Raw genomic sequence first — 16194 nt, 5'->3', positions numbered from 1 at the left:
AGATGGGCGAAAGGCCCGGAATTAGCGACATGGTCGCGAGTCACCGGCCGACACCCGAGCGCACAACCCGCCGCGCCGCCAGCGCGGCAAAATTGACGCAGTATTGTTTTTCGCGCCCCCTGATCAACTCCTCCCATCACTAGGTTGGATGCGTGAGCGCACAGGATCTGCCCTTGGAAGTCCGCCGTGCACTGGCGTCGGTTGCGCGCGTGCCACGGCTCTTGGTTGCCTCGGACTACGACGGGACTATCGCCCCGATCGTGTCCGACCCCGCCAAAGCGTTTCCCCAACGGGAATCGGTGAGCGCCTTACGCGCGCTGGCGGGGTTGGCGAACACGACGGCGGCGGTGATTTCCGGTCGGGCACTACGTGATCTGGCGGCGCTGTCGCGCCTGCCGGTCGAGGTGCAGCTGATCGGCAGTCACGGCTCGGAGTTCGACGTCGGCTTCGTGCACGCGATCGACAACGACGCCAAACAGCTGCTGACGGAGATCAACTCCGCATTCGCCCAGATCGCCGCCGAGAACCCCGGCGTCGCCGTCGAGATGAAACCGGCGAGCGCCGCGTTGCATGTGCGCAACGCCAGCCCCGAGATCGGCAGGCGCGCACTGAATTCCGTGCGTCAGGGCCCGGCCTGCTGGGTCGGCGTGCAGGTGACCGAGGGCAAGGCGGTGATCGAGCTCGCCGTGATCCCCACCGACAAGGGCACCGCGCTCGACACCATCCGGCACCAGGAGAGCTCGTCGGCCGCCGTGTTCTTCGGCGACGACGTCACCGACGAGAAGGCCTTCCGGGTGCTGTCCGGCCCCGATGTCGGGATCAAGGTCGGCGACGGCGAGAGCCTGGCCAAGCTGCGGGTCGATTCGACCGAGGACGTGGCGCGGGCGCTGGCCTTCCTGGTGGAGGAACGCCGCACCTGGCTGGCCGGCGCCAGCGCGCCGCGCATCGAGCGACTGTCCATGCTGGCCAGCCCGCGCTCGGTCGCGCTGCTCACCCCCGACGCGACGGTCACCTGGTTCTGCCATCCCGAGCCGGATTCGGCGGCGGTGTTCGCGCACCTGCTCGGCGGCGCCAACGCCGGGCATTTCACCGTGGCACCGGAGCGGGCGGGCCTGCCGCTGTCGCAGCGGTACGTGGACGGCACGATGACCGTCCAAACCCGCTGGGCCAGTTTGCAAGTCACCGACTACCTGCCGCACGACGTCGCCCCCGACCGCACCGACCTGACCCGCGTGATCACCGGTGACGCGAAGGCCGTCGTCACCTTCGCGCCACGGCCGGAATTCGGCCAGGTGCCGGTGCGCATCGAATCCGTGCCGAGCGGGCTGCGGGTCAGCGGCACCAACGATCCGATGGTGCTGCGCTCGCCCGGCGTGCAATGGGAGATCCTCTCCGACGGCACCAACGAGCAGGCGCGCGCGGTGGTCGACCCGTCCGGCGCACCGGTTGTGCTCGAATTGCGCTGCGGCACCGCAGACCTCGCGCCGTCGATGACGCCGGAACACCAGCGCCGCCAGCTGGCCGAGCAGTACTGGTCGCAGTGGGCGGCCGGGCTCCAGCTGCCGCCGCTCAAGCCGGATCTGATGAAGCGCTCCGCGCTGACCCTGCGCGGGCTCGTGCACCGCCCGTCCGGCTCGATCCTGGCCGCGGCGACGACCTCGCTGCCAGAGGACATCGGCGGCGTGCGCAACTGGGACTACCGGTACTGCTGGCTGCGCGACGCGTCGCTGACCGCGCAGGCGCTGGTGACGCTGGGCTCGCTGACCGAGGCCGAGGAGTTCCTCGGCTGGACGCACCGGGTCCTCGACACCCTCCCCGGCCCCGAGCGGCTGCACCCGCTGTACACGATCTACGGCGAGACGCTGCCGCCGGAAGCCGTCATCGACCTGCTGCCCGGTTACGCGGGCTCGCGGCCGGTGCGCGTCGGCAACGCGGCGAACATGCAGGTGCAGCTCGACGTGTTCGGGCCGATCGTCGACCTGATCACCTCGATGGCGCACGAGCGGGAACGCCAGGGCATCATCGAGCCGGCCAGGGCACTGCCCGACCCCGACTGGGAGCTGGTGCACGCGATGGTGTCGGCGGTGCAGCGGCGCTGGACCGAGCCCGACCACGGCATCTGGGAGATCCGCGGCAACCCGCGTCACCACGTGTACTCCAAGGTGATGGGCTGGCTGACGATCGATCGCGCGCTGACCCTGGCCGAGCGCTTCGACCGCCCGGCCGATCCCGAGTGGGCGCTGCTGCGCGACACCATCGCCGACGAGGTGAAGGCCAAGGGCTGGAACGACGAGGTGCAGTCCTACACCGCCGCCTACGACGGCACCGATCTCGACGCCGCGACCCTGCACATCGGGCTGAGCGGGCTGATCGATCCGGCCGACCCGCGATTCGCCGCGACGGTCATCGCGACCGAGGCCGAATTGCGCAGCGGCGCGACGGTCTACCGCTACCACCACGACGACGGCCTGCCCGGCGGCGAGGGCGGGTTCCACCTGTGCGCCGCGTGGCTGGTCGAGGCGTACCTGCTCATCGGCAGGCGCTCGGACGCCGAGGCACTGTTCGCCCAGCTGGTCGCGGCCGCGGGGCCGACCGGCCTGCTGAGCGAGGAGTACGACCCCGTCGCCGAACGCTCACTGGGCAACCATCCCCAGGCCTACAGCCACCTGGGCCTGCTGCGCTGCGCCCAGCTGCTGAGCCAACCCGCCGACGTACTGGTATAGCCCCGACGTAGCGGGCCGGACTCCCCCGAGCCCGGCCCGCTACCGACCGGCGGTTCGACGCTCAGTTGGCCGCTTCGTCTGAGAAAGCAACCCAGGTTTTGCCGTCCTGAACCTTGACCCGGACATGCATAGTGCTGCGGTCGAACCCCCAGCCTTCGCTACGGCTAGCTTTCCACCATTTTGCATGCTCGACGTAGAACAGTTGCCAATTGCCCTCGTCCTGCAGATGGCGAACCATCATGTCAGCGATCTCGCGGGCCGGCGCACCGTTTGTACTCCCGATTTGGAACTCACGATCACAATAGGTCGAGGAAGTCCCGCTGCGACAGCCCTGGTCATTGTCAGCCACTATCGTGAGCCCTTGCGGCAGCGTCGGCAGGATATCGCTGGGCGGCATCCTTGCATGCTCCCCGGCCATAGCCACGACGAACATGAAAGTCCCCGCCAGGATAACGAAGCAGTAGGCACAGCCCAGGATCAAGCCGATGACCACCGTGGGAGAAATCCGCCTGCCCGCGTTCGCATCAGCGATGAATCCAGCTACCAGGAGGACCACCACGTCGACCACGACAAGCAGCGAAAAGGCCGTCAACTGCAAGTCAGGCAGCAGCCATTCCTCTAAAACGGCGAGCTTCGCCACGGCGATCAACACCAGAATCACGCCGATGCGGAGACGGATTCGGGGCGTGCGCGCCACCAATAGCCAGCACAACGGGGCAACGAAGAGGACGAACGCTGTCATCATCTGGAAGCCCCCGTACCACGCAAGATGGTATCCGCCAACGCAAAAGTTCCGCCAGGCTTCGCCGTGCTCTCCCCAAGTTCCCGCTCGCCACCAGTAAATATGCCGTTGCCGACGTCACGGACGCTGGCAGGGACCACTGACATGGCCCCGTTCTCTCCCCCTGGGGTGCTCATAGACCCCGATGGTATCGCGGGCGGATTGATCCGGACGCCCCTCGCATTTCACCGCGACTGAGTCCCAATTACCTAGCGGCGCAATGGCTTAGCATAAAACCGCGCCTACAGTCCGCCCGGCGAGAGGGGCCTCCCTTGTGCGCCGCATGCCCCATGGAGGCATACCGGCTCGTCGGCGGGGGCTGCCGGTCTCGACAAGTCCGACTCGAACTCGAGCCCGGCTTTTCGGTGTGGTTCGTACCGGGTACTCGTTCCTGCTAAAGTAAAACGGTAACGGTTTCCATTATGATCTAGGGCACAGCCTGCCTGATCGAGCACGGCCAGGAGTACTGCGTGAACAGTCGATTCGCCCGCGTGTGTGCAGGTCTCACGGCGGGAGTGGCGGCCGCGGTCGTGCTCACCGCCTGTGGCGACGGCGCGAAGGACTCCGATGGCCTGTCGATCGTGGCCTCCACGAATGTGTGGGGCTCCATCGCGACCGCTGTCGCCGGGCCCGATGTCCAGGTCACCTCGATCATCAGCGATCCCGCCGCCGACCCGCACTCGTTCGAGACCTCGGCCACCGATACCGCCAAGATCAGCGATGCCGATCTGGTCGTGTTCAACGGCGGGCACTACGACGAGTTCATCGAGAAGGCGATCTCCGGCAAGGACAAGCGGACTGTCGAGGCGTTCGAGCAGCGGGCCGACAAGAGCGACGAGAACGAGCATGTCTGGTACGACGTCAGCACCGTCGCCGCGGTCGCCGACCGGATCGCCGCCCAGCTCGGCGAGCTCGACAGCGCCAACGCCGCCGCCTATACCGAGCGGGCGACCACCTTCAAGAACCAGCTGATCGGCGTCAGCACCATCACCGGGACCATCGCCACCCAGCATCCGAACGCGCCGGTCGCCCAGTCCGAGCCGCTCGCGCACTACCTGCTGGTGGCCGCGACCGCGCAGGACAAGACCCCGCACGAGTTCCAGGAAGCGATCGAGCAGGAGACCGACCCGGCCCCGGCCGCCGTCGCCGCCACCCGCGACCTGATCACCGGCAAGCAGGTCAAGGCGCTGATCTACAACAGCCAGACCGAGGACAAGATCACCCAGGACCTGCGCGCCACCGCGCAGACCGCGGGCATCGCCGTGGTCGAGGTCACCGAGACCTTGCCTGCCGGAATGGATTACGTCCAGTGGCAGACCGCGAACGCCAAGGCGCTCGCGGCGGCGTTGCGCTGAGGCCCTGACATGTCCACGACCGAGGAAGCAGCGCTGACCGTCACGGCACCGGCGGTGTCCGCCACCGCGGCCATCCGGCTGCGCGGGGCCACCTTGTCCTTCGGCGGGCGCACCCTCTGGCGCGACCTCGACCTCGATGTGGCGCCGGGGGAATTCATCGCCGTCCTCGGTCCCAACGGTTCCGGCAAGACCTCGCTGCTGCGAGTGCTGCTCGGCAAGCTCGGCCTGACGGCGGGCACCGCGGAGGTCGCGGGCAAGCGGGCCGATGTCGGCAATCCCGGCATCGGCTATGTCCCGCAGCAGAAGACCATCGACGCCGGTGTGCAGTTGCGCGGGGTCGATCTCGTCGGGCTCGGTGTCGACGGGCATCGCTGGGGACTGGGCTGGCGTGGCCGCGGTGAACGGGCGCGCAAGGTCGAAGCCGCCGTCGCCGCGGTCGGGGCGCAGAGTTTCGCGCATGCTCCGCTCGAGACGCTCTCCGGTGGTGAACAGCAGCGGCTGCGGGTCGCGCAGGCGCTCGTCGGCGATCCGTCGGTGCTGCTGTGCGACGAGCCGCTGCTGAGCCTTGACCTGGCCAATCAGCGGCTGGTCGCCGAACTCGTCGACAAGCGCCGCCGCGAGCACGACACGGCGGTCCTGTTCGTCACCCACGAGATCAACCCGATCCTGCCGCTGGTCGACCGGGTGCTCTACCTCGTCGACGGCGAGTTCCGGATCGGCACGCCCGACGAGGTGATGACCTCGGCGACGCTCTCGGAGCTCTACGGCACCGAGGTCGAGGTGCTGCGGGTGCGCGACCGGCTGGTCGTCGTCGGGACCGGCGACGACATGGACGCCCTCGGCGGTACCGCCTGATGGACAAGCTCACCAAGGTCCTGCACCAGATGTTCGACGTCGGCACCACCGCCGACCTGCTCACCTACGACTTCGTGCAGCAGGCGCTGCTGGCGAGCGCGCTGCTCGGTCTGCTCGCCGGACTGATCGGGCCGCTGATCGTCAGCAGGCAGATGTCGTTCGCCGTGCACGGCACCAGCGAGCTCTCGCTGACCGGCGCGTCGGCGGCGCTGCTGGCCGGTGTCGGGGTCGGGATCGGCGCGATCGCCGGGTCGGTGGTCGCGGCCGTGCTGTTCGGCTGGCTGGGTTCCCGTGCGCGCGAGCGTGATTCGGTGATCGCGGTGGTGCTCTCGTTCGGGCTCGGCCTGTCGGTGCTGTTCCTGTGGCTCGCGCCCGACCGGGCCGGGTCGAAGTTCTCGCTGCTGACCGGGCAGGTCGCCAGCGTCGGCTACGACGGGCTGGCGCTGCTGGTCACCTGCACCGCGGCCGTGCTCGCGGTGCTGGCCGTTGTCTACCGGCCGCTGCTGTTCGCCAGCTCCGATCCCGAGGTCGCGATCGCGCGCGGGGTGCCGGTGCGGGCGCTGTCGGTGGTGTTCGCGGTGCTGCTCGGCATCACCGCCGCGTTCGGCGTGCAGATCGTCGGCGCGCTGCTGGTGCTCGCGCTGCTGATCACCCCGGCGGCCGCTGCCGCGCAGCTGACCGCGAGTCCGTTGCGGGCGACGGTGTTGTCGGTGATCTTCGCCGAGGTGTCCGCGGTGGGCGGGTTGCTGTTGTCGCTGGCGCCGGGTGTGCCGGTGTCGACCTTCGTCACCGGGATCTCGTTCACCATCTACCTGGTGTGCCGGTTCGTCGGACACCGCAACCGGCAGCTGGCCGGCGCGCGCTGACCCTGCCATGGCGTCGGCAGGCTGGGCGCCACGCGTCTCGATTCCGGGCCGACGCCGGCGATAGGCCCAAAGAGCCGCGACCCACGCACGCACGCGCGCAAAATACACAGCATGATCGACTTCAGTGTTCCGGACGATCTGGCCGCGCTGCGGGATCGGGTTCGCGCCTTCGTCGCCGAGCAGATCGTGCCGTTCGAACGCGATCCGCGCCTGACCGCGCACGGGCCGACCGACGAACTGCGCGCCGAACTCGTCGAACTGGCGCGGGCGGAGAAGCTCCTCACAGTGCAGGCGCCGGTCGAATACGGCGGTCTCGGGCTGTCCCATGTCGAGCAGGCGCTCGTCTACGAGGCCGCGGGCTGGTCGACGCTCGGCCCGGTCGCGATGAACTGCGCGGCGCCCGACGAGGGCAATATGTTCCTGCTCGGCAAGATCGCCGACCCCGACCAGGTCGACCGGTATCTGATGCCGGCGATCCGGGGTGAGCAGCGCTCGGTGTTCGCGATGACCGAACCCGGCGGGGCCGGGTCGGATCCCGGGCAGCTGAGCACCGAGGCGGTGTTCGACGGGGAGAACTTCGTCGTCAACGGGCGCAAGTGGCTGATCACCGGCGCCGACGGGGCCAAGACCTGGATCATCATGGCGCGTCTTGCCGAGAACCCGCACCTGCCCGCCGGGCCGACGCTGTTCCTCACCGACGGCGACGCCGAGGGCATCGTCATCGAGCGGATCATGAACACGATGGACCGCAACTACGTCGGCGGGCACGCGGTGGTGCGGTTCGAGAACCTCACGCTGCCGCAGTCCGCCGTGCTCGGCCGCACCGGGCAGGCCCTGCGCTACGCCCAGCTGCGGCTGGCGCCCGCCCGGCTCACCCACTGCATGCGCTGGCTCGGCGCGGCCGAACGCGCCCAGCGCATCGCCCTCGACTACGCGCGCACCCGCACCGCCTTCGGCAGGCCGATCGGCGAACACGAGGGCGTGTCGTTCATGCTCGCCGACAACGAGGTGGCGCTGCACCAGTGCAGGCTGACCATCTGGCACAGCTGCTGGCTGATGGATCAGGGCCAGCAGGCCAGGCACGAATCGTCGATGGCCAAGTCCTATGTCTCCGAGGAGCTGTTCAAGGTCACCGACCGTTGTGTGCAGGTGCTCGGCGGGATCGGAATCAGCGACGAGACGGTCGTGGAGATGCTGTTCCGGGACATGCGCGCGTTCCGCCTCTACGACGGCCCGACCGAAGTCCACAAATACGCCATCGGGCGGCACTTGCTCCGCGAGTAGATCCGTGTTCGATCCAGCGGCCGGTCGGCAGCCTCCGCGGCTACGCAAGCTACCGTCTCCGGCCGCTGACGCCCGGCCGCTAGTACCATTCGATCCCATGAGTTCGGAACTGCTCGTCGATGTCTCTGCCGGGGTCGCCGTGCTCACGCTCAACCGTCCCGCGCAGCAGAACGCCGTCACCCCGACGATGGCGGCCGAACTGAGCGCCGCGCTGCACCGCTGCGACATCGAGGACGCGATCCGCGCCGTCGTCATCACCGGCACCGGGCCCGCCTTCTGCGCGGGCGCCGATCTGTCGGCCAGGGCCGGCGAGGTGAGCGCCACCCTCGACCCGCCGCCGTGGCAGGTCCGCAAGCCGGTGATCGCCGCCGTCAACGGCCACGCGGTCGGGATCGGGCTGGCGCTGGCTCTGCAATGCGATCTGCGGTACTTCGCCGACGACGCCGTCTACGGGCTCAGCCAGGTGCGCCGTGGCGTGCTCGCCGACGGCTACGCGCACTGGACGGTGCCGCGGCTGGCCGGACTGGCCAACGCCGCCGACATCATGCTGACCGGGCGCACCTTCGACGGCGACGAGGCCAAGTCGATGGGTCTGGCCAATGCCAGCCTGCCGGCGGGCGAGGTGCTGCCGACCGCGCTGTCGGTCGCCAACGACATCGCCAACGGGCCGGCGCCGCTGCCGGTCGCGCTGACCAAGCGGCTGCTGTGGGAGAGCCTCGGCATGACGCCTGCCGTCGTCGGGCAGCTCGAAACCGAGCTCAACACCCACGTCGCCAAGAGCATCGACGGCGGTGAGGCGATGGCCGCGTTCAAGGAACGGCGTCAGCCGAAGTGGACGGGCCGCGTCAGCACCGAATGGCCTGCCTGGGACGTCCCCGCGGAACGTCCCAGCCTGGACTGACGCTCAGAAATTACCGTTGCAGGAGCCCGCCAGGTACAGCAACGCGAACAGCACCATCAGGATGGTGCCGATGATGCCCGCGATGTACCCGATCGTCACCTGGGAGCGCCCGGACAGCGCGCCGTAGGACGCGTCGATCTCGTTGAGCGCCCGCTTGCCGAGCACCCACGCGACCGGCCCGAAGATCCCGCAGCAGAACGGGCTGAGCAGCCCGAGCACGAGGATCAGGTTCGCCTGCGGGTGCTCGACCGTCTCACCGATCGGCTGGTTGGGTATCGCCACGCACCGAATTCTACGGTGACAGAGCGGATTTGCCCGGAAACCGCGCGGAGTCAGCCCAGACGGCGCTGTCTCGCGATGTCGGCGAGCACGACACCGGCGGCGACCGAGGCGTTGAGCGACTCGACCGGACCGGCCATCGGGATGCTCAGGATCGAGTCGCAGTTCTCCCGAACCAGGCGCGACAGGCCCTTGCCCTCGGAGCCGACGACGACGACCGTCGGCATGCTGCCGTCGAATTCGTCGAGGGGGGTGTCGCCACCGGCGTCCAGGCCGACGATCTGGAAGCCCTGCGCGGCCCAGTCCTTGAGCGTGCGGGTCAGGTTGGTCGCCCTGGCGACGGGCAGCCGGGCCGCGGCGCCCGCGCTGGTGCGCCACGCCACCGCGGTCACGCTGGCACTGCGACGCTGCGGAATCACCACGCCCTGACCGCCGAACGCGGCCACCGAGCGGATGACCGCACCGAGGTTACGCGGATCGGAGATGTTGTCCAGGGCGACGAGCAGACCTGGCTCGCCGGAGGTCTTCACCCGGTCCATCAGGTCGTCGGGGTGGGCGTAGCGGTACGGCGGCACCTGCAGGGCGACGCCCTGGTGCAAACCGTTGGCGCTCAACCGATCCAGATCGGTGCGCGGCACCTCCAGGATCGAGATGCCGAGGTCGGCGGCGCGCTGCACGCTCTCGGAGAGCCGGTCGTCGTTCTCGGTGCCGACGGCCACGTACAGCGCGGTCGCGGGGACCTCGGCGCGCAGGCACTCGAGCACCGGGTTGCGGCCGAGCACCAGCTCGGGACCGTCGTCGGACTTGCGGCCGACCCGCGGCACACCGGCCTTGCCGGACGGACGCGACTGCGCCGCTTTGGCTTTCGCCGCGGCTGCGGCGCGCTTGGCGGCGGGATGCTTGGTGCGCTCCGTGGCGGGCGGGGTCGCGCCCCTGCCCTCCAGACCGCGGCGGCGCTTGCCGCCGGAGCCGACGACGGCACCCTTCTTGGTGCCGCCCTTCCTGATCGCTCCGCGTCGCTGTGAATTGCCTGCCATCAGTTCGCCTTTCCGCTCGATGCGCCCAGCGACCATTCCGGCCCCTGCGGGGTATCGGTGACCTCGATACCCGCTGCGACAAGCCGATCCCGTGCGGCATCGGCTTCTGCCCAGTTCTTCTCCGCCCGCGCGCTCGCCCGGCGATCCAGCTCGGAGCGGACCAGCACATCGAGCGCGTCGAGCGCCGCCGAGTTGTCGGCGGGGGTGTACCAGTGCGCGTCGAGCGGGTCGGCGCCGAGGATGCCGAGCATCGCGCGGACCTGGCCCGCCAGCTCGGCGGCCGTCTCGACCGCGCCCGCCTCCAGCGCGCGATTGCCCTCGTGCACCACATGGTGAATTTCGGCCAGCGCCTTCGGGATCGCCAGATCGTCGTCGAGCGCGGCGGCGAATCCGTCGGTCCATTTACCGACCGGGACCTCGCCGACCCGGTCGAGCACGCGATGGACGAATGCTTCGATGCGCTGATACGAGGCGACCGCGTCGTCGAGCGCTTTGTCGGAATATTCGAGCATCGAACGGTAATGCGCGCTGCCCAAGTAGAAACGCAATTCGACCGGGCGGACCCGGCTGAGCACATTCGGCACCGAGAGCACATTGCCGAGCGACTTCGACATCTTCTCCCCGCCCATCGTCACCCAGCCGTTGTGCAGCCAGTAACGCGCGAATCCGTCGCCGGACGCTTTGGACTGAGCGATCTCGTTCTCGTGGTGCGGGAAAATCAAATCCATTCCACCGCAGTGGATATCGAATTCGGGGCCGAGATAGAACTCGGCCATCGCGGAGCATTCCAGGTGCCAGCCGGGGCGGCCGGGGCCCCACGGTGACGGCCAGCTCGGCTCGCCTGGCTTGGCGGCCTTCCACAGCGTGAAGTCGCGGGGGTCGCGCTTGCCGCGGGTCGGGGTCTCGCCCTGGTGCACGTCGTCGAGTTTGTGGCCGGACAGCTCGCCGTAGCTGGGCCAGCTCAGCACGTCGAAGTAGACGTCGCCGTCGGCGGCGTAGGCGTGCCCGCGCTCGATCAGCCGCTCCATCAGCCCGACCATCTGGGTGATGTGGCCGGTGGCGCGTGGTTCGGCCGAGGGCGGCAGCACACCGAGCACCTCGTAGGCGGAGTCGAAGGCGCGCTCGTGCGTGGCGGCCCACTCCCACCACGGCCTGCCCGCCTCGGCCGCCTTGTTCAGGATCTTGTCGTCGATATCGGTGACATTGCGGATGAACCACACGTCGTAGTCGTGCGCGAGCAGCCAGCGGCGCAGCACGTCGAAGGCGACGCCGCTGCGCACATGCCCGATATGGGGCTGACCCTGCACGGTGGCCCCACACAGATACACCGAGGCACGGCCGGGGACCAGCGGGGTGAATTCCCGCAGGGTCCGCGTGTCGGTGTCAAAAAGGCGCAAGGTCACGGCATTCGATCCTAGTCGGTGGGATGGTGGTGGAGATGACCGGCCGGTTCGTGGCTCGCCGTGGTACTACGACGGCGGAACGAAGCGGCGAGAACGCGTGGTGCGGCAGGAAATTTTCGGGGCCCGTGAGGGCTACGAACACGCCGCGATCAGACAGGTGGCGATGGCCGCGACGCCTTCACCACGGCCGGTCAACCCGAGACCGTCCGTGGTGGTGCCGGAAACCGAGACCGGGGCGTCGAGCAGCTCACCGAGCACTTTTTGCGCCTCGACGCGGCGCGGCCCAATCTTCGGACGATTGCCGATGACCTGCACCGCCGCGTTGACGACCTCGAAGCCCTCCTCGGCCAGCAGCCTGCGGACCTCGGTGAGCATGGCGGCGCCGGTGACCCCGGCCCACTCGGGACGGCCGACGCCGAAGACGGCACCGACATCGCCGAGACCGGCGGCGGACAGCAGAGCGTCGCAGAGGGCGTGCGCGGCGACGTCACCGTCGGAGTGCCCGGCGCAACCGTCGGCATCGGGAAACAACAGGCCCGCCATCCAGCAGGGGCGGCCGGGCTCGATGGGGTGCACGTCGCTGCCGATTCCGACTCTCATCGGACGACCGCCTGATCGGGACGCTCCGCGACGGCCGGAGTCGGGCGCGCGGCCTCCGCTCCGCGCGCGACGGTGTCTTCCCCGCCGGCGGCAGGGTCGCCCGCAGCGGACACTCGATCGGCGCACAGCGATTCAGCCAGGCGCAGGTCGAGTGGGGTCGTGATTTTGAAGGCGAGCGGGTCGCCCGCGACGGTGCGCACGGCGACGCCGAGGCGTTCGACCAGGCCCGCGTCGTCGGTCGCGCCGACCTCGGTGGCGTACGCCTCGCGCAGGAGGTCGGCGGCGAAGCCCTGCGGAGTCTGGATGGCGCGCAGGTGGGCGCGATCGGGGGTGCCGGTCACCACGCCCGCGTCGTCGACCGCTTTCACGGTATCGACGACCGGCAGGGCGGGGACGACGGCGGGACTACCCGCCTGCAGCTCGGCGGCCACCCGCGCGATCAGCTCCGGTGGAGTGAGCGCGCGAGCGGCATCGTGCACGAGATAGAACGCGGCATCGGGCGCGGCCGCGATCCCGGCGCGCACCGAATCGGTGCGCTCGGCGCCGCCAACGACGACCTGCACCGGCACAGGGGGCATCGAACCGCCGGTCAGTGAGGTGGTGGACAGCAGAGCGGACGCGGCATCGACCAGGTCGGCGGGCACGACCACGACGACCCGGTGCACCGCACCGGACGCGATCAGCCCGTCGACGGCCAACCGGACCATAGGTGTGCCGCCGACCGGGACGAACGCCTTCGGGGTGGATTCACCCAGGCGCACGCCACGACCGGCGGCAGGGACCAGTGCTACGACAGGTCGCACTCTAGGAAGCCGCGGCGAGGACCTCGTCGAGCAGCGATTCGGCCTTGCCGTCGTCGGTGCCCTCGGCGAGCGCGAGCTCACCGACGAGGATCTGACGGGCCTTGGCCAGCATCCGCTTCTCACCGGCGGACAGGCCGCGATCCTGCTCACGACGCCACAGGTCACGCACGACCTCGGCCACCTTGTTCACATCGCCGGAGGCGAGCTTCTCGAGGTTGGCCTTGTAACGGCGGGACCAGTTGGTCGGCTCCTCCGTGTGTGGCGCGCGCAGCACCTGGAAGACGCGGTCGAGACCCTCCTGGCCGACGACGTCACGGACGCCGACATATTCGGCGTTCTCTGCGGGAACCCGAACGGTCAGGTCACCTTGCGCGACCTTCAGGACCAGATACTCTTTCTGCACACCCTTGATGGTGCGGGTCTCGATTGCTTCGATCAGCGCCGCTCCGTGGTGGGGGTAAACGACGGTGTCTCCGACCTTAAAAATCATGTGTCCCGTGCCCCTTTCGATGTTCACAGTTTAACATGCGACTCGATAACGGCGCGATCAACTGTGCAGGTCAGGGCCACAACGAGGCCATCGTAGGGGTTGACAACGCGGAATTGTTGTGCATTGTGTTGCGCCAGAACGGGTTAACCACCAGCACAGCGAGCCGTCATCGGGGCGCACGCGGCCGGCATCGATCCGGCAACCCCGCTCCGGACACCGAACTGTTACTTCCGCGCCCGCGCGTCGCGAGCCCGGACGCCACGTGCGCGGAGCGAACTACTACGCTGCCTAGTTACTACCCTCCGATCCCCTGTGTGGACGGAGTGAGCCCGGTCGACATGGAGGACAAACCGTGACTGCCCTGAAAGCTGTGACCGCCCCGTCGGCGCGACGTCGCATGGTGACGGTTGCCGCGCTCGCCGCTGCCGCGGGCATCGCCCTGACCGGCTGCAGCGCCGGCCAGCACGCCCAGACGGCGTCGCAGGCCGCCGCCATCAACGGCAACCACGCCGACGTCGGCGACATCTCGCTGCGCAACGTGCATATCGTGTACCCCGAGGCAGCCGCCGAGCACGACAAGGGTGGCAAAGCGGTGATCGCCCTGTCGATCATCAACAACAGCGAAACCGTCACCGACGAGCTGACCAGCGTGACCACCGACCTCGGTCAGGTCAAACTCACCGGTCCGGCGGGCGACGCCAAGTTCGTGCTGAAGCCGCAGCAGACCGTCGTCGCGGGCCCGGTCAAGGTCGCCGCCGCCCAGTCGGACGACCACCACGGCGCGGCGCCGACCACCACGGCCGCGCCGACCACCACGGCAGTCCCGACCACCACGGGCGCGCCGACCACCACGGCGGCTCCGGCGGGCGACAAGCCGTCCATCGATCCCGAAGCGAAGCCGGGCACGATCGAGATCACCGGTCTGACCAAGGAGATCGATCCGGGTCTGACCTACAACGTCACCTTCAACTTCAAGGACGGCGGCACCGTGCAGGTGGCCGTCCCGGTCGACGCCGCCGCGTTCGAGCGCGTCGAGAACGAGAAGTCCGGCCCCGCCCCCGAGGGCAGCGGCGGGCACTGATTTCGGTGCAGCAGGGAAGCCGTCGCGGTGATCGCGGCGGCTTTTCTTTTTGTCGGAGCCGATCCGTAGGGTGCGCGTGTGGCCAAGACCAAAGCTGTCTTCCGGTGCACCGCGTGCTCGCACGAGGTGTCCAAGTGGGTGGGGAAATGCCCCGAGTGCGGCGCCTGGGGGACGGTGAACGAGACCGCCGCGTCCGCGTCCGCAGCGGCGCCGGGGCGGCGCGCGATGCTGCCGACCACGGCGGCCGCCCCGCTGTCGCAGATCGACGCCAAGGTCACCCAGGCGCGGTCGACGGGGGTCAGCGAGCTGGATCGGGTGCTCGGCGGCGGTGTCGTGCCGGGTTCGGTGGTGCTGCTCTCGGGTGAGCCGGGCGTCGGCAAGTCGACCCTGTTGCTCGAGGTCGCCCACCGGTGGGCGGCTCAGCGCAGCGAGACCTCGCTGTATGTGACGGCCGAGGAATCCGCGGGGCAGGTGCGCCTGCGGGCCGACCGCACCGGCGCCGTGCACGACCGGGTGTACCTGGCCGCCGAATCGGACCTGTCGATCGTGCTCGGGCACGTGGAACAGGTGCGGCCGACGCTGCTGGTGGTCGACTCCGTGCAGACGATGCTCGCGCCCGAGGTGGACGGCGTGATCGGCGGCGTCACCCAGGTGCGCGCGGTGACCGCGGCGCTGACCTCGCTGGCCAAGGCCAGCGGGATCGCCGTGCTGCTGGTCGGCCATGTCACCAAGGACGGCAATGTCGCCGGGCCGCGCACGCTCGAGCATCTCGTCGACGTGGTGCTGCAATTCGAGGGCGACAAGAACTCCACACTGCGCATGATCCGCGGCATCAAGAACCGCTTCGGCAGTGCCGACGAGGTGGGCTGTTTCGAACTGCACGAGGACGGCATCGCCTGTGTCGACGACCCGTCCGGGCTGTTCCTGCACCACCGCACCGACACCGTCCCCGGCACCGCGGTCACCGTGGCGATGGACGGTAAACGCCCGCTGGTCGCCGAGGTGCAGGGCCTGACCGTCAAGACCGAGATCCCCCAGCCCCGCCGTGCCGTGAGCGGCCTGGACTACAACCGGGTGGCCATGGTGCTGGCCGTGCTGCAAAGCCGGGGCCGGGTGTTCCTCGGCAAGCACGACGTCTATGCCGCGACCGTCGGCGGCATGCGCCTGGTAGAGCCGACCGCCGACCTCGCCATCGCCCTGGCCATCGCCTCCGCCGAGGCCGATATCGCGCTGCCCGCGGGCTGGGTGATCCTCGGCGAGGTGGGCCTGGCAGGGGAAGTCCGCAAGGTCACCGGCCTTGGCCGGCGGCTCGCCGAGGCCGAGCGCCTCGGCTTCACCACCGCCCTCGTCCCGCCCGGTTCGGAGAAAACCAAGATCGGTTCGATGCGTATCCATGAGGTCGGCGACCTCCGTTCGGCCCTGCGGCTGGCCGAACTCCGCAAATCCCGCGCACCCCGCGACCCGGTCCCCGTGGAATAACCCCGGCAAACCGCCGATATCACCGGAATTCGGCATTTCCGTGCCAACAACCATTGACGCGCGCATCGATCATGCGAAGCTTGCAAACCGCCCCAACTTGAACATGTGACCTACAGCGCACCCGCACAATGCCGACCATTCCCAACCAGCCCCGCACGCCCCGACCTCGAGGAGGGGCAGGCCGCGAAGCGACCGTCGCGGCCGTCCCGCCGGTCAGGCGCCGTTGCGTACGCGACGAAGTAGCAAGCAACGGTGCC

At 69.1% G+C, this 16194-nt stretch carries 14 protein-coding genes and 1 pseudogene; 8 read left to right on the top strand and 7 right to left on the bottom strand.

Annotation, left to right across the window (positions count from 1 at the left end; all coding sequences use genetic code 11):
* The first annotated feature begins 152 nt into the window (after positions 1-152).
* Positions 153-2723 carry a trehalose-phosphatase gene (otsB, locus tag ACFWF2_RS24235; RefSeq protein WP_379309732.1) on the top strand — a complete coding sequence of 857 codons (2571 nt, stop codon included), beginning with the start codon at positions 153-155 and terminating at the stop codon, positions 2721-2723.
* A gap of 61 nt (positions 2724-2784) precedes the next feature.
* Here otsB and ACFWF2_RS24230 read toward each other — a convergent pair whose 3' ends face one another.
* On the bottom strand, positions 2785-3468 hold the full coding sequence (locus ACFWF2_RS24230; RefSeq protein WP_379309731.1) for a hypothetical protein: 684 nt from the start codon (positions 3466-3468) through the stop codon (positions 2785-2787).
* 506 nt (positions 3469-3974) lie between these two features.
* Between ACFWF2_RS24230 and ACFWF2_RS24225 the strand changes: the two genes are divergently transcribed.
* The 5 genes from ACFWF2_RS24225 to ACFWF2_RS24205 all read left to right on the top strand — a co-directional run bounded on the left by ACFWF2_RS24225 (position 3975) and on the right by ACFWF2_RS24205 (position 8765).
* Positions 3975-4859, top strand: a complete 885-nt coding sequence (locus tag ACFWF2_RS24225; RefSeq protein WP_379309729.1) for a metal ABC transporter solute-binding protein, Zn/Mn family — start codon at positions 3975-3977, stop codon at positions 4857-4859.
* 9 nt (positions 4860-4868) lie between these two features.
* Positions 4869-5714: a metal ABC transporter ATP-binding protein gene (locus ACFWF2_RS24220; protein WP_379309728.1), complete on the top strand. Its 846-nt coding sequence runs from the start codon at positions 4869-4871 to the stop codon at positions 5712-5714.
* Positions 5711-6580 carry a metal ABC transporter permease gene (locus ACFWF2_RS24215; protein WP_379309752.1) on the top strand — a complete coding sequence of 290 codons (870 nt, stop codon included), beginning with the start codon at positions 5711-5713 and terminating at the stop codon, positions 6578-6580. Before ACFWF2_RS24220 ends, ACFWF2_RS24215 begins: the two co-directional genes overlap by 4 nt.
* Positions 6581-6691: 111 nt before the next feature.
* Complete coding sequence (locus tag ACFWF2_RS24210; RefSeq protein WP_379309726.1) at positions 6692-7864, top strand: acyl-CoA dehydrogenase family protein; 1173 nt, start codon at positions 6692-6694, stop codon at positions 7862-7864.
* A gap of 97 nt (positions 7865-7961) precedes the next feature.
* Entirely contained in the window at positions 7962-8765 is an 804-nt protein-coding gene (locus tag ACFWF2_RS24205; protein WP_379309725.1) for an enoyl-CoA hydratase/isomerase family protein, read from the top strand.
* Positions 8766-8768: 3 nt separating this feature from the next.
* Here the strand turns inward: ACFWF2_RS24205 and ACFWF2_RS24200 are convergent, their stop codons facing one another.
* From ACFWF2_RS24200 to carD, 6 genes and pseudogenes are all read right to left on the bottom strand, one after another.
* Positions 8769-9047, bottom strand: coding sequence for a DUF4190 domain-containing protein (locus tag ACFWF2_RS24200; protein ID WP_378846185.1), 279 nt, complete (start codon positions 9045-9047; stop codon positions 8769-8771).
* 50 nt (positions 9048-9097) lie between these two features.
* Positions 9098-10081 carry a 23S rRNA (guanosine(2251)-2'-O)-methyltransferase RlmB gene (gene rlmB, locus ACFWF2_RS24195; RefSeq protein WP_379309724.1) on the bottom strand — a complete coding sequence of 328 codons (984 nt, stop codon included), beginning with the start codon at positions 10079-10081 and terminating at the stop codon, positions 9098-9100.
* Positions 10081-11484, bottom strand: a complete 1404-nt coding sequence (cysS, locus tag ACFWF2_RS24190) for a cysteine--tRNA ligase (protein WP_379309723.1) — start codon at positions 11482-11484, stop codon at positions 10081-10083. The genes rlmB and cysS overlap by 1 nt, the downstream gene beginning before the upstream one ends.
* Before the next feature lie 132 nt (positions 11485-11616).
* Positions 11617-12084 (bottom strand): 2-C-methyl-D-erythritol 2,4-cyclodiphosphate synthase, encoded by a 468-nt coding sequence (gene ispF, locus ACFWF2_RS24185; protein ID WP_379309722.1) that lies wholly within the window; start codon positions 12082-12084, stop codon positions 11617-11619.
* Positions 12085-12209: 125 nt separating this feature from the next.
* Positions 12210-12887 (bottom strand): annotated as a pseudogene (gene ispD, locus ACFWF2_RS24180) (2-C-methyl-D-erythritol 4-phosphate cytidylyltransferase); the annotation flags it as partial.
* Between the two features lies 1 nt (position 12888).
* The gene (carD, locus tag ACFWF2_RS24175; protein ID WP_019044685.1) at positions 12889-13377 is read right to left on the bottom strand and encodes an RNA polymerase-binding transcription factor CarD; all 489 of its coding nucleotides are present in this window, start codon (positions 13375-13377) and stop codon (positions 12889-12891) included.
* A 352-nt stretch (positions 13378-13729) separates the two neighbouring features.
* Here carD and ACFWF2_RS24170 point away from each other — a divergent pair, with 352 nt between their 5' ends.
* Positions 13730-14458, top strand: a complete 729-nt coding sequence (locus ACFWF2_RS24170) for a hypothetical protein (RefSeq protein WP_379309721.1) — start codon at positions 13730-13732, stop codon at positions 14456-14458.
* Positions 14459-14536: 78 nt separating this feature from the next.
* Complete coding sequence (radA, locus tag ACFWF2_RS24165; protein ID WP_379077442.1) at positions 14537-15937, top strand: DNA repair protein RadA; 1401 nt, start codon at positions 14537-14539, stop codon at positions 15935-15937.
* The last annotated feature ends 257 nt before the right edge of the window (positions 15938-16194 follow it).

Origin of the sequence: Nocardia sp. NPDC060259 (assembly GCF_042728775.1) — a bacterium.
Classification (GTDB): domain Bacteria; phylum Actinomycetota; class Actinomycetes; order Mycobacteriales; family Mycobacteriaceae; genus Nocardia.
Note: the sequence above shows the minus strand (reverse complement) of the source record. Positions and strands in the feature narration are given on the sequence as shown.